The 19,191-nt window shown below is 72.5% G+C and carries 20 protein-coding genes; 7 read left to right on the top strand and 13 right to left on the bottom strand.

Features of this window, described 5'->3' with window-relative positions; genetic code table 11:
• Positions 1–7: 7 nt before the first annotated feature.
• Genes C4J65_RS33260 through C4J65_RS33245 form a run of 4 tightly spaced genes read right to left on the bottom strand, consistent with a single transcriptional unit; the run spans position 8 to position 2,541 of the window.
• The gene (locus C4J65_RS33260; protein WP_115745775.1) at positions 8–601 is read right to left on the bottom strand and encodes an ATP/GTP-binding protein; all 594 of its coding nucleotides are present in this window, start codon (positions 599–601) and stop codon (positions 8–10) included.
• The gene (locus tag C4J65_RS33255; protein ID WP_115745774.1) at positions 576–953 is read right to left on the bottom strand and encodes a DUF742 domain-containing protein; all 378 of its coding nucleotides are present in this window, start codon (positions 951–953) and stop codon (positions 576–578) included. The genes C4J65_RS33260 and C4J65_RS33255 overlap by 26 nt, the downstream gene beginning before the upstream one ends.
• A complete protein-coding gene (locus C4J65_RS33250; RefSeq protein ID WP_109032225.1) occupies positions 950–1,351 on the bottom strand; it encodes a roadblock/LC7 domain-containing protein in 402 nt (133 codons plus the stop codon). Before C4J65_RS33250 ends, C4J65_RS33255 begins: the two co-directional genes overlap by 4 nt.
• Positions 1,348–2,541, bottom strand: a complete 1,194-nt coding sequence (locus tag C4J65_RS33245; RefSeq protein WP_115745773.1) for an ATP-binding protein — start codon at positions 2,539–2,541, stop codon at positions 1,348–1,350. The genes C4J65_RS33250 and C4J65_RS33245 overlap by 4 nt, the downstream gene beginning before the upstream one ends.
• Positions 2,542–2,873: 332 nt before the next feature.
• Between C4J65_RS33245 and C4J65_RS33240 the strand changes: the two genes are divergently transcribed.
• Positions 2,874–3,626 (top strand): sulfite exporter TauE/SafE family protein, encoded by a 753-nt coding sequence (locus C4J65_RS33240; protein ID WP_205351109.1) that lies wholly within the window; start codon positions 2,874–2,876, stop codon positions 3,624–3,626.
• Positions 3,627–3,799: 173 nt separating this feature from the next.
• Positions 3,800–4,528 (top strand): trypsin-like serine protease, encoded by a 729-nt coding sequence (locus C4J65_RS33235; RefSeq protein WP_162833469.1) that lies wholly within the window; start codon positions 3,800–3,802, stop codon positions 4,526–4,528.
• Positions 4,529–4,568: 40 nt separating this feature from the next.
• Here C4J65_RS33235 and C4J65_RS33230 read toward each other — a convergent pair whose 3' ends face one another.
• Positions 4,569–5,639, bottom strand: coding sequence for a hypothetical protein (locus C4J65_RS33230; RefSeq protein WP_115745770.1), 1,071 nt, complete (start codon positions 5,637–5,639; stop codon positions 4,569–4,571).
• A 220-nt stretch (positions 5,640–5,859) separates the two neighbouring features.
• On the opposite strand from C4J65_RS33230, the gene C4J65_RS33225 reads away from it, so the two are divergent.
• Positions 5,860–6,699 (top strand): ATP-binding cassette domain-containing protein, encoded by an 840-nt coding sequence (locus C4J65_RS33225; protein WP_115745769.1) that lies wholly within the window; start codon positions 5,860–5,862, stop codon positions 6,697–6,699.
• Between the two features lie 190 nt (positions 6,700–6,889).
• On the opposite strand, the gene rpfE is transcribed toward C4J65_RS33225, so the two are convergent.
• The 3 genes from rpfE to C4J65_RS33210 all read right to left on the bottom strand — a co-directional run bounded on the left by rpfE (position 6,890) and on the right by C4J65_RS33210 (position 9,888).
• Entirely contained in the window at positions 6,890–7,255 is a 366-nt protein-coding gene (gene rpfE / locus C4J65_RS33220) for a resuscitation-promoting factor protein RpfE (RefSeq protein ID WP_115745768.1), read from the bottom strand.
• A 96-nt stretch (positions 7,256–7,351) separates the two neighbouring features.
• Positions 7,352–8,824 (bottom strand): sialate:H+ symport family MFS transporter, encoded by a 1,473-nt coding sequence (locus C4J65_RS33215; RefSeq protein WP_115745767.1) that lies wholly within the window; start codon positions 8,822–8,824, stop codon positions 7,352–7,354.
• Between the two features lie 134 nt (positions 8,825–8,958).
• On the bottom strand, positions 8,959–9,888 hold the full coding sequence (locus tag C4J65_RS33210) for a dihydrodipicolinate synthase family protein (RefSeq protein ID WP_115745766.1): 930 nt from the start codon (positions 9,886–9,888) through the stop codon (positions 8,959–8,961).
• A gap of 152 nt (positions 9,889–10,040) precedes the next feature.
• On the opposite strand from C4J65_RS33210, the gene C4J65_RS33205 reads away from it, so the two are divergent.
• Together C4J65_RS33205 and C4J65_RS33200 are read left to right on the top strand one after the other, a co-directional pair.
• Complete coding sequence (locus C4J65_RS33205) at positions 10,041–10,730, top strand: FadR/GntR family transcriptional regulator (RefSeq protein WP_115745765.1); 690 nt, start codon at positions 10,041–10,043, stop codon at positions 10,728–10,730.
• Positions 10,731–10,850: 120 nt separating this feature from the next.
• Positions 10,851–11,342, top strand: coding sequence for a DUF5949 family protein (locus C4J65_RS33200; RefSeq protein ID WP_115745764.1), 492 nt, complete (start codon positions 10,851–10,853; stop codon positions 11,340–11,342).
• A 39-nt stretch (positions 11,343–11,381) separates the two neighbouring features.
• Here C4J65_RS33200 and C4J65_RS33195 read toward each other — a convergent pair whose 3' ends face one another.
• Entirely contained in the window at positions 11,382–11,918 is a 537-nt protein-coding gene (locus C4J65_RS33195) for an isochorismatase family cysteine hydrolase (protein ID WP_115745763.1), read from the bottom strand.
• Between the two features lie 105 nt (positions 11,919–12,023).
• Between C4J65_RS33195 and C4J65_RS33190 the strand changes: the two genes are divergently transcribed.
• Entirely contained in the window at positions 12,024–13,094 is a 1,071-nt protein-coding gene (locus tag C4J65_RS33190) for a right-handed parallel beta-helix repeat-containing protein (RefSeq protein ID WP_115745762.1), read from the top strand.
• A gap of 64 nt (positions 13,095–13,158) precedes the next feature.
• On the top strand, positions 13,159–14,187 hold the full coding sequence (locus C4J65_RS33185; RefSeq protein ID WP_115745761.1) for a methyltransferase: 1,029 nt from the start codon (positions 13,159–13,161) through the stop codon (positions 14,185–14,187).
• An 80-nt stretch (positions 14,188–14,267) separates the two neighbouring features.
• Here the strand turns inward: C4J65_RS33185 and C4J65_RS33180 are convergent, their stop codons facing one another.
• The 4 genes from C4J65_RS33180 to C4J65_RS33165 all read right to left on the bottom strand — a co-directional run bounded on the left by C4J65_RS33180 (position 14,268) and on the right by C4J65_RS33165 (position 19,171).
• On the bottom strand, positions 14,268–15,434 hold the full coding sequence (locus tag C4J65_RS33180) for a SchA/CurD-like domain-containing protein (RefSeq protein ID WP_115745760.1): 1,167 nt from the start codon (positions 15,432–15,434) through the stop codon (positions 14,268–14,270).
• 151 nt (positions 15,435–15,585) lie between these two features.
• A complete protein-coding gene (locus C4J65_RS33175) occupies positions 15,586–16,200 on the bottom strand; it encodes a class F sortase (protein WP_115746762.1) in 615 nt (204 codons plus the stop codon).
• 211 nt (positions 16,201–16,411) lie between these two features.
• Positions 16,412–16,972 (bottom strand): hypothetical protein, encoded by a 561-nt coding sequence (locus C4J65_RS33170; RefSeq protein ID WP_115745759.1) that lies wholly within the window; start codon positions 16,970–16,972, stop codon positions 16,412–16,414.
• 264 nt (positions 16,973–17,236) lie between these two features.
• A complete protein-coding gene (locus tag C4J65_RS33165) occupies positions 17,237–19,171 on the bottom strand; it encodes a SpoIIE family protein phosphatase (protein ID WP_240330576.1) in 1,935 nt (644 codons plus the stop codon).
• Between the last annotated feature and the right edge of the window lie 20 nt (positions 19,172–19,191).

Below are 19,191 nucleotides of genomic sequence, written 5' to 3'. Positions count from 1 at the left end.
CCAGCTCCTAGCGGGTGCGGTCCAGCAAGTAGCGGACGAGGGTGGTCAGTGCGGCGGCCGAGGACTTCTCGTCGCGGGCGTCGCAGGTGACGACGGGGGTGTCGTCGAGCAGGTCGAGCGCCTCGCGCAGCGCCCGTTCGTCGCGCAGCGGCGCGCCGTCGAAGTGGTTGACGGCGATGGCGTAGTCGAGTCCGTAGTGCTCGATGAGGTCGATCACGGGGAAGGAGTCCGCCAGCCGCTCCGGGTCGACCAGCACCAGGGCGCCGAGCGCGCCGCGGGCCATGTCCTCCCACATCTGCACGAAGCGCTGCTGGCCGGGGGTGCCGAAGAGGTAGAGCACGACGCGGTCGCTGATGGTCAGGCGCCCGAAGTCCATGGCGACCGTGGTGGTGGTCTTGCCCTGGACCCCCTTGAGGTCGTCGACCGACTCGGCGGCCTGCGTCATCGTCTCCTCGGTGGACAGCGGCTCGATCTCGGAGATGGAGCCGATGAGGGTGGTCTTGCCCACCGCGAAGTGCCCGACGACGAGGATCTTGACCGCCGTCTGGGTCGCTCCCTCGCGTACGTAGTCCCGCTCATCCAAACTTGGCGCGGAGCCCATTGAGCACCTCCTCCAGTATCTCCTTGTCCGCGAGGCGGGCCCGGGCCACCGGCGGGCGGGTCATGAGATGTCCGCCCTCCATCAGGGAGGCCAGCAGGATCCGCACGACGCCCAGCGGGAAATGGGTGTGTCCGGCGATCTCGGCGACCGAGAGGTAGCCGGCGGAGCAGAGGTCGAGCAGGCTCTGCTCCTCGGGGGACAGCCGGGCCGGCCGCTGCGGCTGACCGGCGGAGGCGGTGACCAGGGTGATGAGGGAGAGGTCGTCGTCGTCGGGCAGTCCGCGCCCCTTGGTGATGACGTACGGCCGTACTAACTCCGGCGCCTCGGGCTGCCAGCCGTCGTGGCCGGTCATGAGCGGGCGCCCAGGTTCTCGCGCGGCGGTGTCGTCAGCCGCTTGCCGAGCTGGGCGACGAGCTGCTGCATCCGGAAGGTGATGTCCGCCATGTCGACCTCCGGGGAGGCGGACACGCCGAGGTAGGCGCCCTCGCCGGCGGAGATCAGGAAGACCCAGCCGCCGTCGAACTCGACCAGGGTCTGCCGCCAGGACTGGCTGGGGTCCTCACAGAAGAAGGCCAGGGTGCGGCTGAGCGACTGCACACCGCTCATGGCGGCCGCGACCCGGTCGGCGTCGTCCTTGTCGAAGTCCTGCGTCCGGGCCATCAAGAGGCCGTCGGCGGATATCAGGACCGCGTGCAGGGCGCCCGGAATCTCCAGGGCGCTGTCGAGCATCCATGACAGATCGTCGTTCACGAGACCTCATGTCCTTCGCTGCTTGCACCAGGTGTGTCGCTCGTCCGGCCGGCGTCGTCCGGGCTGTCCGGTCCGGTGACCCGGCCGGACTGCGTTCCGCGCTGGAACGCGCCCATGACCTGTGCCTGCTCGGAGTCGGAGCGGCTCGCGGCGCGGGGGGTGGACGCGCTGCCGGGCACGATGGCCATCGGCCGCTTGCGGCGGCGCCGGGGCAGGCCGTCGCCGGTCTGGGAGGAGGTGAGCGCGGCCTCCGGTCCGCCGTCCTGGACCGGCCGCGCCGCGCCGCGGGCCGCGGGAGCGGGAGCGGGGGCGGGTGCCTTCTTCTCCGGCATGGCGGTGAGCAGTTCGTGCGGCAGCAGGACCACTGCCCGTACACCTCCGTAGGGAGACGAGGAGTCCACCGACACCTCGAAACCGAATCGTTCGCACAGCAGACCGATGACGGCGAAGCCGAACTGCGGCGGGTTGCCGAGCCCCGCCACGCCCGAGGCTCGCTCGGTGGCGAGCAGCTTGTCGGCGCGGGCCCGCTCCTCGTCACTCATGCCGACACCGGCGTCGTCCACCACGACGCAGATGCCCTTGGGCACGGTCCGGATGTTGATCTCGACGACGGTGTCCGGGCTGGAGTAGCTGGTGGCGTTGTCGAACAGCTCGGCCAGGGCGAGGGCGACGGGTTCGACGGCCCGGCTCGTGATGCCGAAGTCGACCTGGGAGAGGATGTCCACCCGGCGGAAGTGGCGGATGCGTCCCTGGGCGCTGCGCACCACGTCGTAGACCGAGGCGGTGTCGCGCCGCCCGCCGAGCCAGCCGTCGCACAGTACGGCGATGGACTGCGCCCGCCGGCCGAACTGCGAGTTGGTGTGGTCGATCTCCAGCAGGTCCTGGAGGAGGGCCGAGTCGCCGTACTTGTTCTGCAGCCGCGAGAGCACCAGCTGCTGTTCGGCCGCGAGGCCCTGAAGGGTCCGCATCGCGGACTTCAGCACGGTCTTCGTCTCGTCCTCGGCCCGCTCCTGGGCGGCCTGTACGGACTTCCCGTAATCGTTCTCCAGCTCGGTGTAGTGATCCCTGAGCCCCTGGACCTGCTGCCGCAACGCCCGTGCCGCCTTGCGCTGGCGGTTGATGAGCACGGCGGCGGCGACGAGGGCGACGAGGGCGACCCAGAGCAAGGGGTTCCCTGTGTATTCCGTCATAAGACTCTCTTCAGGCGACTGACAGCCGGCTTGCTGAATTCCCGTCCATGCGGGCGGCCCGGTGGAGTGCCCGCACCGGGGGTGGCTGCCCGGGCTGCCCCTCATGTCGGGGATGCCGTCTTTCACCCATCCACCCGCTCCGCAAACGCGGTGATCGTATCACCGCATGATCAGGTGAATTGACGTCAAGAAGGGTCCAGTCAGGACCGGTTGAGACCGGCAACCACACCGATCGGAGCGATGAGTACAGTCGGCCCCGTGAAAGATGCACAAGACACCTTCCGGCCGAGTACGGGTCCGGGGCGAGGCGGCACGGGGTGACACCGGAGGCCATGGCCGCGGTCTTCGCGGCCGGCGTCGGGGCCGGCGCCATCAACAGCGTGGTCGGCTCCGGCACGCTCATCACCTTTCCCGTGCTGCTGGCAACGGGGCTGCCGCCGGTCACCGCCACCGTCTCCAACGCGCTCGGCCTGATCCCCGGCTCCATCAGCGGGGCCATCGGCTACCGCAAGGAGCTGCGCGGCCAGCGCGGGCGCGTCCTGAAGTTCGGCTCCGGAGCGCTGCTGGGCGGCCTCGCGGGCGCCACCCTCCTGCTGACGCTGCCCGCCGACGCCTTCGAGACGATCGTGCCGGTCCTGGTCGGCCTCGCGCTGCTGCTGGTGGCGTTCCAGCCGCAGATCGGCAGACTGGTCCAGCGCCGCCGGGCCCGCAGCGGCGCCTCCCCCCGCCGGGACGGCGGTCCGCTGCTCCTCACCGGCCTGACGCTGGCCAGCGTCTACGGCGGCTACTTCACCGCGGCCCAGGGGATCATCTACCTCTCCCTGATGGGCATGCTGCTGGACGAACCCCTGCAACGTCTCAACGGCGTCAAGAACGTCCTGTCCGCCGTCGTCAACACCGTGGCCGCGCTCTTCTTCCTCTTCGCGGCCGACTTCGAGTGGACCGCCGTCGGGCTCCTCGCGGTCGGCTCGGGCCTCGGCGGTTACGCGGGCGCCAAGGTGGGCCGCCACTTCAGCCCCACGGTCCTGCGGATACTGGTCGTGACGGTCGGCACGGTGGCCCTCGTGCAACTGCTGCTCCGCTAGGGCCCGTCCGGCTCCTCGAACGCCGCCGCCACTCCCCCGCCGTTCCGTCCCCCGGGCATAACGCCACGTTATGCAAAGCCGGGACTGCCCGGCCGGGAGCCTGGCCCGACATGCTGTGGGCGCCCCCACACATCAGCACGCGCCCAGGCGCGTGTCGTCGGAATCGAGGAGCCTTGCGAACAACGAGACTCGTCCCCGCCCTGCTGGCCGCCCTTGTGGCCGCGCTGCTGTCCGCCCTCACCCTCGCCCCGAGTGCCTCGGCGGTGGAGCCCCGGCCCGGTGACGGCGGCCCCCAGCCGATCATCGGCGGCGGCTACGCGCAGAACGCGCCCTGGGCGGCACGGCTGTTCTCCAACGGCCAGCAGACCTGCACCTCGACCATCATCTCCCCCACCTGGATCCTCACCGCCAAGCACTGCGTCAGCGGCGGCAACCTCGCCTTCCGCGTCGGCAGCCTCGACCAGGGCTCCGGCGGCACGGTGGCCAACGGCGTCCAGACCGTCACCAGCCCCTCGGCGGACCTCGCGCTGGTCCGCCTCGACCGCTCCGTCTCCGCCACCTACGCCCGCCTCGGTCAGCCCGGCACGGTGCGGGTCGGCCAGACCGTGCAGGTCTACGGCTGGGGAGCGACCTCCCGGTGCGGCTCGGAGATCAACTGCCAGTCCCAGTACCTCAAGGTCGCCAACGTGAGCGTCACCCAGGGCTGCTACGACGCCTACTACGGTCAGGCGATATGCGCGCGCCCCGTCGACGGCATCACCGCGGGCGGCGACTCCGGCGGTCCGATGATGGCCGGCGGCGTCCAGGTCGGCGTCGCCTCGACCAGCGACCGGCAGACCACCACCGCGTACACCAACGTGACCGCCTACCGCTCCTGGATCCAGTCGGTGGCGGGCGTCTGACTCCACCCGCCCCGCGACCCCGGTCCTGCGCCCGTCCCCGTCACTGCGGAGGCAGGCGCAGGACCCCGCGCTCGTCCCGGATGTCCGTGAGAACTTCGACGACCTCGGCGTCGCGGCCCTCCGGATCCGAGGTCACCAGGGCCGCCAGGTCACCGAAGCACTGCTTGCCGTCGGCGGGCGGCCGCTCGCAGAACAGCACGTACCCCCGCATGCGACGGAGGGTCCCCTGCTCAAGTCGCCACACCCCCATCCCCGCCCCACCGGTCGTCACGGCGTCCGGGTACGTCGCGCGCAGGGCGGGCAGGACCGACGCGTCGATCCGCCGGGAGAAGGCCTGCCGCTCCTCGAGGGGCGAGACGATCCGCAGGCCGGCCGAGGCGGCGTCGACGGTGCGGTCCGCGTCCCGGCCGACCGGGTAGGCGGCCACGTAGTACGGATCGCGCGCCAGGGCGGCGAGCCGGGGACCATGGGTGAACCGCACGACGGCGGGCAACGTGCTCTTCGCCGCCGGGAGGTCCTCCGCCGCTCCCGGGGCCACGAGGTTGACGGTGACCCACTTCGGCACCGCACCGGGATCCCGCTCCGCGCGAGCGGTGACCCAGCGCTGCACGCAGGCACCCACGCGGGCCAGGACGTCGTCCACCGTCCGATCGGTCAACCGTGCCTCGATCCAGGGGGCCGTCAGCTTCACGTCCGTGGCCAGGAGCGGCTGCCCGCAGCCGTCGAAGGCGGCGCGCATCGCACGCAGGTGTCCGGCCTCCCGCCGGGCCCGGTCCACCGCCTTGCGGAGGGCGACTTCGCAGTCCGGGCCGCCGTCGCAGCGGTCCCTGTCCGCGTCCACCCGGAACCTGACGGCCGCGTCCGGGTCGTCCCCGACCGACAGCGTGACCTCCGAGCCGGTGGTCTCCGGGAACAGGATCCGGGCGTCGACGACCTCGAGCTCCCCGGGGTACGACTCCTCGGCGAGCTCCTCGGCCCGCCGCACGTCGTCCTCGGTGTCGAAGGCCGCACAGCCGGTGCCGAGCAGCCCCACCAGCAGGGCCAGGAGACCACCACCGACACGCCCCGTCCGCCGCCGCCCGCTCGCCCGCGCAGTGCCCCGCCGCCCCATGACTCCCCCTCCGTGTCCCACCGACGGCGCCACGATAGGAGCCGGACCCGGTGCCGCGGATGAGTACGGGGACTCATCCCCGCCCTGAGTAACGCCGCGGGTGCCGCCGCGAGTGCCGTGGCCCACCGTCCAGGAAGCGGACGGCCCGGACAGGAGCGTGGTGAGTACATCTAGTGTTCGCGGTGACCGAGAGGTGCCCCGCGCGTGAAGGAGTCACGGCATGACCGCCCCGACAGCCCGCTCCCAGGCCGACGAGAACGGGGCGGCCGTGCTCCGGCTCCAGAGCGTGGGCGTGCGCCGCTTCACCACCGACCAGCTGATCCTCGATGGCGTGGACTGGACGGTCCGGCCGGGCGAGCACTGGGCGCTGCTGGGCGCCAACGGCGCCGGGAAGACCACCCTGCTGCGGCTGCTCGGCGCGCTCATGCACCCCACCACGGGCGCGGTCGAGGTCCTCGGCAGCCGGCTCGGCCGGGTGGACGTCCGTGAGCTGCGGACGCGCATCGGCCACGTCAACTCCGCCCAGCGGGTGCCGCAGGACCTCACCGCCCACGCGGTCGTGCTCACCGGCCACAGCGGCACCGTGCAGCCCCTGTGGCGGACGTACGACGAGGAGGTCCGCGTCCGGGCCCGCGAGCTGCTGTGCGAACTCGGCGTCAAGGAGCTGGCCGACCGTCCGTACGGGGTCTGCTCGGGCGGACAGCGGGCGCGGATCCTGATCGCCCGGGCACTGATGGCCGATCCGGCCCTGCTGCTCCTGGACGAGCCGTTCAACGCACTGGACCTGCCCTCCCGCGAGGACCTCGTCGAGGCGATGCACCAACTGGCCGAGGGGAGGCCGCGGCTGGCCACCGTCACGGTCACGCACCATCTCGAGGAGCTGTCCCCCGCCGTCAGCCACGCCCTGCTGCTGCGCGAGGGCCGGGTCCTGTCCCGGGGTGCGGTGGACGAGGTCCTGACCGGTTCCCTGCTGACGTCCTGCTTCGGCCGGGACATCACGGTGGCCCGACGCGAAGGCCGCTGGTCGGCCTACTCGGGCCGCCGCGTCTCCGGAAGCTGACACGCGCGACGGGCCGGGACGGCCCCGGACGCATCGGCGTACACGACGTCCGGGGCCGCCGCTCGGCTCCCCCGCCGGGGACTGCCCGTGCACCGCTCGGGGGAAACGGAACGCGGCGGTGACCGGCGGCACGTGCAGCCCACGGGTCACCCCGGTCGACCCGACGCGGACCGGGCCCGAACGGCCGCCCTCAGGCGCAGCCCCAGGCGGACATCCCCTGCAGACGGGCGAGGCGCTCCGCCACAGCGATCTGCTCGGCGCGGGTGGCGAGGTCCGCGCGCGGGGCGTACTCGAGGCCGCCGGCGGCGATCCAGCTGGACCGTGCGAACTGCAGGCCGCCGTAGTAGCCGTTGCCGGTGTTCGCCTGCCAGTTGCCGCTGGACTCGCACGCGGCGATGGCGTCCCAGTCGGTGCGCGGGGAAGTCGAGGGCGCGGCCACCGCTTCGCCGGTCGCGCCGAGCGCGGCCGCGGCGACCAGGGTCACCGCGGCGGTGCGGATCCTGCGGCCACGCGAACCGCGCACGTCGCTCTGACGATCACTTCGTCTACAGATCATAAGAAGACTGTTACATCAGGTGACCGTCGGTCGCCGCACCTGGCCACCGCGCCTTGGGCCAGTCGGAGCACGCGCCCTCCCCCGCCCGGCACCACCTCACGGCGCCGACCGTATGCGCCCGGCCCCGTCCGGCACCGCCGCGTCGGCGGCGAGGTAGTCGGGGACCGCCTCCTTGTCGACGAGCCGGTTGAGCCGGCTCGGGACGTCGAAGCCGATGAGCACGATCACCACGAGGGTCAGCGAGAAGGTCAGCACGGCGAGCGACTGACCCAGCGACATGGCCGACGCCAGCTTGGCGCCGAGCACCGGGGCGACGGCCCCGCCCAGCGCGCCGACGTTGTAGGTGAAGCCGAGGGACGCGGCCCGGGTCTCGGTCGGGAAGTGCCCGGCGATGAACTTGGGCAGCAGCCCGGAGATGCCCTGCATGCAGGCGAGCATCAGGAACAGCAGGATGCCCAGCTGGAGTTGGCTGTCCCGGATGGCGAAGACGGGGAAGACGAAGGCGATGCCCACCACCAGGGTGCAGGCGTACGCCCTGCGGGTGCCGAACCGGTCGCCGACGAAGCCGGTGACGATGCAGCCGGCCATCGTGCCGAACCCGGCGTAGTAGAGCGCGTCGCTCACCTGGGCCGGGCTGAAGCCCAGCTCGGTCTTGAGGTAGGTGGGCAGCAGGGCCTGGACCGGCCAGCTGTAGAGAAAGGCGCAGAACACGGTGACGCAGAGCGCGAGGAACAGCACCCACCGCTTGCGGCCGCCCAGTTGTACCGCGAAGGCGACCAGACAGGCCGTCGCCAGGACGGACAGGACGGGCACCGCGCCGGCGCCGAGCGGGGTGAACACCGCGAAGAGCGAGCCCGTGGCGACGACGACGAGCACCGTGTTGACCGTCGCGCGGCGGCGGTCCGCGAACAGCGGCCGGAAGGGGTTGGGCCGTTCACCGGCGGCCCCGACCCGCGCCTCCCAGTCGTCGGCCTCGGGCAGCGCCCGGCGTACCCACAGCGCGACGACGACGGGAAACAGGCCGATGTAGAACAGCCAGCGCCACCCGTGGCCGGGCACCACGTGCTCGTAGACCTCGGCGGCCAGGACGCCGCCCAGCGAGAAGCCGGAGATGAGGAAGCCGGAGGCACGGTTGCGCAGCCGGGCGGGCCAGCTCTCCAGGACGTAGGTGGCGCTGGCGCTGTACTCGCCCGCCATGCCCATGCCGATCAGCAGGCGGGCCGTGAACAGGCTGGTGTAGTCCCAGGCGAAGCCGCAGGCGAAGGTGCCGACCGAGTACAGCAGGATGCTGGCCACCATGGCGCTCTTGCGGCCGAAGCGGTCGCCGAGCGCGCCGAGCACGGCACCGCCGAGCCAGCGGGTGATGAAGGCTCCGGAGACGAGGCTGGCGGACTCGACGGTGGACAGCCCGAAGTCGTCGGCGATCTCGGTGAGGACGAGGGTGATGAGGACGAAGTCGAAGCCGTCGAGGAGGTAGCCGATCCAGGCGGCGAAGAAGGACTTCCACTTCTCCCGGGTGATCTCGCGGTACCAGGGCTGGGAGGTCGGGGTGGTGCGCGCAGATGACATGGCGATCCTATGCGGGTGGGGAGACGCGCGTCGGGGGACGGGGGCTGGGACGAGGGCGGGGGACGGGGCGGGGGACGGGGCGGGGGACGGGGCGGGCGGGACCGGGTTCGGCGGTCACCGGCCCGGTCCCTGGGTCACAGGAGTCCGGCCTCGGCGAGCCGGGCACGGACCCGGGCGACGGCCGGAGCGTCGAGCGGTACCTGCGGTGCGGCGGTGGCCGGGCAGTCGATGAGGCCCAGCAGGTGCGCGGCGGCCTTGAAGGCGCCGAGGGCGCTGGAGCTGCCGCCCATGCGGGCGGGATCGCCCGCGTCGGTGAGGGCGAACAGGGCGGCGAGCCGGTCCTGTTCGGCCCTGGCCGCCGCCCAGTCCCCGGCCCGGGCGGCCTCGTAGAGGCGTACGTAGCCGTGGGCGTCGACGTTGCCCAGCCCGGGAACGACGCCGTCGACGCCGGCGAGCAGTGCGCCGTCGACGGTGAGCTCGGAGCCGGTGAGCACGGTGCAGCCGGGGGCACGGTGGCGCAGTGCGGTCAGCAGGCGGCGCAGGGAGCCCTCGTCGCCGCTGGAGTCCTTGAGCCCGGCGAGGGTGCCGTCCCCGGCCAGGTCGAGGACCACCTCGCGGGGCAGCTTGGTGTGCACGGCGGCCGGGATGTCGTAGGCGAACAGTGGCAGTCCGGCGCCCTCGCGCACACGCCGGAAGTGGTCGGCGATCTCCACGGGGTGGGTGCGGGTGTAGAAGGGCGCCGTGGCCACGAGCGCGTCGGCGCCCGCCCGGACCGCGTCGGCCGCCCGGTCCAGTACGCGGGCCGTGGTGGTGTCGATGACCCCGGCGAGGACGGGGACCCGGCCCGCGGCGGCGTCGACGGCGGCCTCCAGGGCGGTCAGCCGCTGGGCGTCGGTGAGGTAGGCGGTCTCGCCGCTGGACCCCAGCAGGAACAGGCCGTGCACACCGGCCGTGATCAGGTGCTCGGTGAGCCGGCGCACCGAGGCGGTGTCCACCTCCCCCGTCGGGGTGAGGGGGGTGATGACCGGGGGGACGACGCCGCTCAGCGGCGTGGGGATGGGCATGCGGTACTCCAGGTCGTACTGTTCTCGTCCCGGGACGGCGGCGGGCAGCAGCGCACCGAGGCCCTGGTGACGGGGGACGTAGGATGTCCCATGTCCTGTTAGAGTGACACATGGCAGAGCAGGGGATGTCAAGGGTCGAGAGGGGACGTCACATGCGCTCGGTCGCCGCCGACGCCGAGGAGAAGGTCAAGGAGCTGATCGTCGAACAGGGCCTCGGCCCCGGCGACCCGCTGCCCACCGAGACGGAGCTGATGGCGCGTTTCGGTGTCAGCCGCAACTCGCTGCGCGAGGCCCTCAAGTCCCTCCAGGCCATGCACATCGTCGAGATCCGGCGGGGCTTCGGGACCTACGTCGGGACCATGTCGCTGGAGCCGATGACCGAGGCCATGGCGTTCCGCACGGTGGTCGGGCACCGCCGGGGGCAGGGCAGCCTGCTCGAACTCCTGCAACTGCGCGAGGCGCTGGAGGCGGGGCTGATGCACCAGCTGGCCGGCCGGCTGCCCGCCGAGGACCTGGCCGAGCTGGACGCGCTGGTGGAGACCATGCACACGGAGGTGCGCGAGGCCGGCGAGATCGCCGCCCGCACCGACCGCGCCTTTCACCGGGCGCTGCACCGCTCGCTGGACAACGACCTGCTCAGCGAGTTGCTCGACGCCTTCTGGAGCGCCTTCCACCGGGTGCGCGCCCAGGCGCGGGGGATCGGCGCGGCGGCCGACGGCGAGGAACTGGCCCGGATGCACGCCAGGATCGTCGAGGCCGTGCGCGCCGGCGACGCGAAGGCGGCGGAGACGGCCGTGCACCGGCACTTCGACGACATCCGCGGACGGCTGTCGCAGCACTGACGGGGCGAGGCACCCGGGGCCCCTCGTTCGTGTGAAGATTCGTATGAAGAAGGGCCAGGGTGTCGCCCAGTCGGGTGACGGCCGGGCGGGCGCGCCGCCGCGCGCGCTTACGGTTTCGCGGTGACCTCGATCTCCACTGACCCGCGCCCCTTGCGAACCGCCGACCTCGGCACCCTCGTCATCATGTCCTGGAGCCGTGAGACGCCGGACGGCGACGTCCCCTTCCTCCTCGCCTGTTCGCTCGGCGACGGGGAGGGCGGCCCGGAGGCGACCCCGGCCGCCGTCGAGGGGCTGCTGAGCCGCTCCGGACTGGCGGTGGGCGGCGACACCGTCCTGGACGGCACCGTCCTGTCCGGCCTGCCGATCGGCCTGCTCGTCGTACCGGGAGCGGCGGCCCTCACCATGCCGGGGGTCAACGCCCAGTTCGTACCCACTCCCGAGTGGCGGGCGGCGGTCGACCGGCGGGGGTACGCCTGTCTCATCTTCGCCACCCGCCCCTGGTCCGGGGGCGAGCCCGGCGACGGCGAGGCGGTCGCCGCCTTCGCCAACCACGCGGACACCCTCTCCTCGGCGGCGCAGGTCGTCCTGCCCGTACGGAGCCTGCGCGGCTGAGGTGCACGCGACCCGCCGCCGGCGTGGCGGCGGGTCGCCTCACGTCCACAACTCGCCGCTGTCGCACACCCGGGCGCCCATGTTCCGCTCCATCATGCGCAGCGCCGCGTCCGCCAGGTCGGCGTGGATGTGGGCGACCGCGTCACGCGGAACGATGACCTCCAGATGGCGGATGTGGGCGTCCAGCGCCGAGTAGAGCACGCACTGCTCGGTCACCTGCCCGCACAGCACGAGCCGGTCGATCCCCTGCTGGTGGAGCAGATAGGTCAGCGGGGTCTCGAAGAACACCGAGTGGCGTGCCTTGACCACGAAGAGGGAGGACTCGTCGGGCTTCAACGGCTCCACGAGCCGGGAGTGCGGCCCGGAGAGGGCCTTGTCGAGGATCTCGCCGTGGTGCGAGCGCCACTCCCCGAAGTTGTCGTTGACGTAGATCACGGGGACGCCCTGCCGCCTCGCCCGGTCCAGCAGGCCGGTCACGTGCGGCAGCACGGACTCCACGGCGGGGATCAGGGACTCGGCGTCCTGGTGATCGTAGGTGTTGATCATGTCGATGACGATCAGCGCGGTCTTGCCCATGCCGCCCAGGTTGCCACCGAGGGGCGGTTCAGCGGCCGTTCATGACACGCCGTCGGATGGCTCATCCCGCCCGCGGTCCAATAATTCCGGCATAACGTGCGCAATATGAAGAAATGCCATGTCGTGTACCTGGTGTGCACCGCAGCCATGATCGGGACGGGGCTCGGCGCGGCCCCGGCGTCCTCCGTCCCCGTGACCCATCTGGTCCACCCCGGGGAGTCGATCCAGAAGGCGGTGGACGCCGCCAAGTCGGGCGACACCGTCCTCGTCACCACCGGCACCTACCACGAGAGCGTCAAGGTGAGCACCCCCGGGCTCACCCTGCGGGGCATGGGCCGCTCCACGGTCATCAGGCCCAGCACCCAGAAGGCCGCCGACAACACCTGCGCCGAGGGCGGCAACGGCATCTGCGTGATCGGCACGAAGGACGAGAACGTCAAGGGCATCACCGTCTCCGACCTGACGGTGACCGGGTTCACCCGTACCGGTGTGTTCTCCATGGCCACCGACGGGCTGACGGTCCGGAACGTGAACGCGGTGAAGAACGGCGTCTGGGGCATCGCCCAGGAGCGGTCCGTGCACGGCATCATCCGCGGCAACACCGCCCGCGCCAACGGCGACGCGGGGATCTTCCTCGCCAACACCGTCAAGACCGAGGAGGGCGCCGCCGACGCCGAGGGCACCCTGGTGGCGCACAACCGGCTCGAGGGCAACCGGATCGGCGTCACCGTCCGCCGCCTGCGCAACCTCGCCGTCGCGGGCAACCACATCACCGGCAACTGCGCGGGTGTCTTCGTCGTCGGCGACGAGAACACGCCCAGGGCCGGTGACCTGGTCGTGCGGGACAACCGCGTCCTGCGCAACAACAAGTCCTGCCCGAAGACCGACCGGCTGGAGGCCCTCCAGGGCTCCGGCATCGTCCTGACCGGCGTCGAGAAGGTCCTGGTCGCCGACAACACGGTCGAGGGCAACTCGGGCAAGTCGTCGATGTCGGGCGGCATCGTCCTGGCCTCGAGCATGGTGGGCACCGCCAACTCCAAGAACCAGGTCAACGGCAACCGGCTGAGCCAGAACTCCCCCGCCGACCTGGTCAACGCCGGGACCGGCGACACCGGCAGGAGCAACACCTTCACCGGCAACACCTGCGGCGCCTCCAAGCCCGCGGGCCTGTGCTGAGCCGGCCGTAACCACCCGTGGACCGAAGACGGCCCATGGGCCGAAGAAGGAAGGAAAGCGGCACATGACGACCGCACAGACTGCCCCACCCCCGCCCATGCGGCTGAGGGAGCTCGTGTTCGGGGCGGCATGTGCCGCCGCCCTCCGCGCGGCCGCACGGCTCGGTGTCGCCGACGCCCTCGGCGACACCCCCATGGCCGTGGAGGACCTCGCGGCCGCGGTGAAGACCGAGCCCAAGCCGCTGCGCCGGCTGCTGCGCGCCCTCACCTGCTACGGCGTCTTCACCGAGCACCGGAACGGGACGTTCGCACACACCGACATGTCCCGCCTGCTGCGCGAGGACGACCCGCACAGCCTGCGCAACATCACCCTGTGGTGCACCGAACCGTGGACCTGGGACGCCTGGCCCCTGCTCGACGAGGCGGTACGCACCGGCTCCAACGTCGTCGAGGGCCTGTACGGCAAGGAGTTCTTCACCTACCTCAACGAGGACGCGCCGCAGTCCGCCGAGGTCTTCAACCGTGCCATGACGACGTCCAGCCGGCAGTCGGCCCAGGATGTCGCCGCGCTCCTCGACCTGTCGGCGAGCACCTCGGTCGCCGACATCGGCGGCGGCCAGGGCCACGTGGTGGCGAGCCTGCTGGAGAAGTACCCGGCCATGCAGGGCACCCTGCTCGACCTGCCGCGGGTGGTGGAGAACGCCGACCCCCGGCTGCGCGAGGGCGGTGCGCTCACGGACCGCGTCCGCATCGTGCCGGGCGACTGCCGCGAGGCCATCCCGGTGCGGGCCGACGTCTACGTCATCAAGAACATCCTGGAGTGGGACGACGACAGCACCGCCCGCGCCCTGCGCAACGTCATGGCGGCCGGCGGTCCCGGGGCCCGGGTCGTCGTCATCGAGAACCTCGTCGACGACACGCCGTCGATGCGGTTCAGCACCGCCATGGACCTGCTGCTGCTCCTCAACGTCGGCGGTGCCAAGCACACCACCGACAGCATGGTCGGCCGGCTGACCGACGCCGGCCTCGTCATCGACGACATCCGCCCGGTCAACCCGTACCTGCACGCCTTCGACTGCACCGTGCCGAAGTGAGCTGACCCGGGGCCCGCACGCGCGTCGGCCGCCGGACCGCACTGTGGCGGTCCGGCGGCCGACGCGTGGGTGCGGTCCGGTCAGGCGTCCGGCGCGCGCCGGTCGGTGACCAGCTCCATCCGGGCGCCCTCGAGAGCGCGGACGAGTCCGCCGCCGGTCGGGGACCCGGCGTCCGTGAAGCCGTCCAGCAGGGTCGTCAGCTCGGACACCTGGCCGGGCTCCGGAAGGCCGAGGGTCACCGCGGGATCGCCGTCGTGGAGGTCCCCGCGTACGTCGACCAGCCGCACCACGACGTCGTCGCGCTGGAAGATCGTGCTGCACAGGACCGGGCTGCGCGGATCCCTGGCCGCCGCCTCGTCGCGCTCGGCGAGCAGCTGGGCCAGCCGCATGCCGCAGCCCGGGCGGGCCGGGTACGACAGCGCGTGCCGCTGCGCCCGGTCCTGCTCCTCCCCCGCGGTGACGTGGTGGACGGCGGGCAGCGCCGCCCGCGTGTAGAACACCCGGGCGGACTCCGGGTCGCCGAGGTCCCGGTCCTGCTCCAGGTACGGGTTGATGGCCTCCTCGACGGCCCGCACCTCGGGCTGCTCGGCGACGTGCCGCAGCGCCGCGAGCAGGTCGCCGCGGACCTCGATGGCCCGCACCACCCGGTTGCCGTGCAGGAACAGGGACGTACGGCACAGGCGCGTGGTGTCGTCGACCCGCGGCTCGGGAGACGCGTAGTCGGCGAGGACCTTGCCGACCGCCTCCTCGCTGCCCGGCTTCACCGTGAAGGTGAGCGCGTGCCGGATGACGCCGTCGCCGACGCGGGGCTCGGCCTGCAGTCCGCCCCGGGCGGGATCGGCGCCGGTCGAGGGACGGCCGGTCTCGCGGACCACGTGGAAGCGGAGCGACCGGGTGTCCCGCACGCAGCTGTGCAGCGGCTTGACCATCCGCACGTGCTCCTCGCTGCTCACCCAGTTCAGGAACGGCGGGGCGCTCTCCCACTCGCTGGTGATCAGCCACTGGGAGGGGTTCTCGATGGACTGGCACAGCTGCTCGCCGATGTGCCCGGGGACGGACTCGACGTGGCTGCGCAGGTTCTCGTACGTCTCGAGGAACTGCTGCTGGGCTCCGTCGTAGACCTCAACCAGGAGGACGACCCGCAGCCGGGAGCCGTCGAACACGGACTGGGAGACCTGGTGCGACAGCTGTCGCGTCAGCGGTTCGGAGGCAAGCGTTTCGGTGGCAGGGGTGGACGTGGTGGTCATCTGGCGCACGTCTCCTTCGCGGGGGCGGAACTGAACGTCGGCCGCGGTGACGCGACGCCGGCTTGCCTCGATCCTGTGCCGGGCCCCGACGGCGCGCGACCCGTGTGCGGTGCGCGGGTGACCGGCACCGCGGCCGGCCTGCCGCGCGGCCTCAGGCGAGGTGCGCGAAGACGACCAGGTTGTCCGTGTAGTCCTTGACCTTGTGGTCGTAGTCGCCCGCGCAGGTGATCAGTCGCACCTCGGGCCGGGCGGCGTCGCCGTAGACGCGGTCGCTGGGGAACTCGTCCTTGGCGTAGGTCTCCAGGCTGTCGACCACGAAGGTCGCGCTGCTCCCGTCCGCGCGCCGGACCCGGAACTTGTCGCCCTTGTCGAGCTGGTCGAGGCGGGCGAAGACGGCGGCCGACGTCTTGGTGTCCACGTGCCCGGCGATGATCGAGGTGCCCTTCTCTCCGGGGGAGGCGCCCTTGGCGTACCAGCCGACGAGGTTGGTGTCACCGGCCGGCGGTGGCTGGAGCTGCCCCTTGTCGCCGATGGCGAGGTCGGTGAAGGGGGCGTCGACGGAGATCTCCGGAATCAGCAGGCGCACCGGTTTCGACCGGGGCAGGGCGGAGTCCGCCGCGCCGGTCGCGGGCGGGGCGGGCGGGGCGGACGAGGCGGTGGTGCCGGGGTGCGCGGGCAACGGCGGGCGCGAGGAGTCGGCGGACGTGTCGTTGCCGCCGACCAGGCTCACCGCCAGGATCAGCAGCGCCACGGCGCACAGCACCATCAGGCCGGAGCGGGAGCCCTGACCGGTCGTCGTCTCGTCGTCGGCCGGGGCGGGGGCGGAAGGGGGGACTGGCATCGGTGACGACCTCACTGGGGCACGGCGGCAGGGCGGACACGCTGGTCGGAGGGTGGCGGAGGGCGGGCTCGAGGGCGAGCCGGGCCGCCCCGTGATTCCTTGGTGGCGGCCCGGCTGCTATCGCGCCCGGCACGGCTTACGCCACTCCGTGAGCCGACTTCTTGCGTCGGACGGCGTACAGGCCGGTCGCGGCGACGGCCAGGACGGCGAGACCGCCCGCGGTCGTGGTCGGCGTGGCCAGTCCGCCACCGCCGGTGTGCATCCCGCCGCGCGGCTTCTCGTGCTCGCCGCCGCCCCGGGAGCTCTCGCCCTCGTCCTGCTGGTAGGTCTGCGAGCCGCCTTCCTTGGACTCGCGCCCGCCGCCGTCCCAGTCGCCCTCGTTCACCGCGGCCAGCGCACCGCCGCCGGTGTGCATGCCGCCGCGCGGCTCGTCGTGCTTGCTTCCGTTGTCGTGCTCCTTGCCGGAGGACGCGTCGTCGTGGTCCCAGTCGCCTTCGCTCACCGCTGCCAGCGCACCACCGCCGGTGTGCATGCCGCCGCGCGGCTCGTCGTGCTTGCTTCCGTTGTCGTGCTCCTTGCTGTAGGAAGAGTCGTCGTGGTCCCAGTCGCCACCGGCCGCCGCGTAGGCGCCGGGAGCGCCGAGGACGAAGACGGCCGAGGCCGCCGCCGTGGTCAGGAGCATCCGAGCAGAACGCATCTGTGGTTCCTTCCGTCACGGCCGGGCAGCTGGTGCTTCGTCAGCTGAGGTGACCCGGCCCCGACGTGAATCACCGTCAGCCCGCCGTCCGTCTCGCACCACTCAAGGCGCTCAGCCGGGTGAACACGCCGCCCGTCCGGGTGCCGGGCCCGCTTTCCGCGCGGCAACGAACTGGGCCGTACCAGGGTGGAGTTGGAACCGTCCGGACGGGGCGTCACCCCTTTGTCGTCCTGTCACCCGCGGCCGGGCGGTCCCCTCGGTCCGCTACTCCGGCGGATCCACCCGGGTCGGGTCGCGCACCTCGGCCTCCTGGCGCAGGGAGCCGGGAGCGGCCCGGTCTGGGGTGGCCTCGCTCTGCCCGGACTGGGGCGGCGGGGGCGGCTCGGTGTCGCCGGGCGCGCCCACGCCGGCGGCGGGCAGGCGCAGGGCGAGCAGGGCGACGTCGTCCCCGCGGGGTGCGATGCGCGCGAGCAGTTCGTCGCAGAAGTCGTCGACGCTCCACCTGTCCACCCGCCGGGCCAGTACACCGGCATGGTGGCGGAGCTGGTCCATGCCCACGTCGATGGGACGGTCGCGGCTCTCCACCAGGCCGTCGGTGTAGAGCAGGAGGATGCTCTCCGGCGGGAGTTCCTCGCGCGTGTCGGGCCAGTCCAGGCCGAGGCGCAGGGTGGCGCTCATGCCGATGAGGGGGCCGTGGCCGCCCTCCAGGAAGCGCGTCGCGCCGTCCCGGGTGACCAGCAGGGGTGGCGGGTGGCCGGCGTTCACCCAGTGCAGCCGCCAGGGGCCGCCCTCGGCTCCCTCGACGCGGGCGAAGACGAGAGTGGCCATCGGCGCGTCGCTGGTGTTGGTCACGGCCTCGTCCAGGCGGCGCATGATCACGCTGGGCGGCTCCTGGTGGTCCCAGGCGAGGGCGCGCAGCATGTTGCGGACCTCGGCCATGTGGGCGGCGGCCTGCAGGTCGTGTCCGACGACGTCCCCGATGACCAGGGCCATGACACCGTCGCCGAGGAGGAAGGCGTCGTACCAGTCGCCGCCGACCTCCATGGCGCTCTCGGCGGGCCAGTAGCGGGCGGCCATCCGGAGGTGGTCGACCTGCGGCAGCGGGGTCAGGAGCTGGCGCTGCATCGTCTCGGCGACGTTCTGCTGCTCGTGGTAGAGCCGGGCGTTGTCCAGCACCAGCCCGACGCGGCGGCCGATGTCCGCCAGCAGGGCGACCTCGGCCTCGGTGTGGGCGGGGCGCTCCCCGGCGCGGGCCACGGTGAGGATGCCGTAGGACCGCTGGCGGGTGCGCAGGGGGATGGCGACGGCCGCGTGGCCGCCGAGCCGTTCGAACAGCACCCGGTGGGTGGCGGCGAGCGGGTGCTCCGGGTCCCGGAACAGGTCGTCGGCCTTCAGCGGGACGGGCCGGTCGCCGTTGACGAGGAGGGTGAGCGCGGCGCGGGCCTGGTCCGGCAGCGAGGTCATCGGCCCGCGCAGTGGTCTGGCCCGGTCCGGCTGGGTGCTGCTGCGTACCGCCACCCGTTCCAGCAGGTCCGACTGGCCCGGGTAGACGTCGACCGCCGCCCACTGGCCCAGTTCCGGCACCAGCAGCCGCACGAGCCGGCGGAGGGTGGTGGAGGTGCGCTCGGTGGGGACCAGCACGGTGGAGATCTCGGCGACCAGGTGCAGCTGCGCGGTGAGGGTCTCCAGGGCCGTGGCCCGCGCCGCGGTCTCCTCGGCGGCGCTGCGGTGCAGGCTGAAGTCGTGGAAGACCAGCACCAGCCCCTCCTGCCGTCCGCCGCGGACGAGGGGAGTGGTGGCCCAGATGATGGGGACCGTGGTGCCGTCCGCCCGCTGGAAGTACTCGTCGCTGCCCTCCTCGGCGGGCACCCCGTGCAGCGGGCGGCGCAGCGCGCACCGCTCGCGCGGCACGGGGCTGCCGTCGGCGTGCCGGTGCAGGAGATCGTGTGCGTCGTGCCCGAGCATCTCCTGCTCCGACCGTCCCAGCAGCTGCTCGGCCCAGGGGTTCACCGAGGTGATCCGGGCGGTGGGGCCGAGGGTGAGGACGCCGGCGCCGAGAGCGCGCAGGACCGCGCGGGAGAAGTCCGGCTCCACGGACTCCGGCACGCCGAGCGCCTCGTGCGGGGCGCCGAGCGCCTCGTCCGCCGCGTCGTGCCCTGGTTCCTCGCCGTCCCGGTGGTCCGCCCAGCGTGACGTCACGACCCTCACAGCCTTCCGAT

The sequence above is a fragment of the Streptomyces sp. CB09001 genome (genome assembly GCF_003369795.1).
In the GTDB taxonomy this organism is placed as follows: domain Bacteria; phylum Actinomycetota; class Actinomycetes; order Streptomycetales; family Streptomycetaceae; genus Streptomyces.
This window is presented reverse-complemented; position numbering and strand designations above follow the sequence as displayed.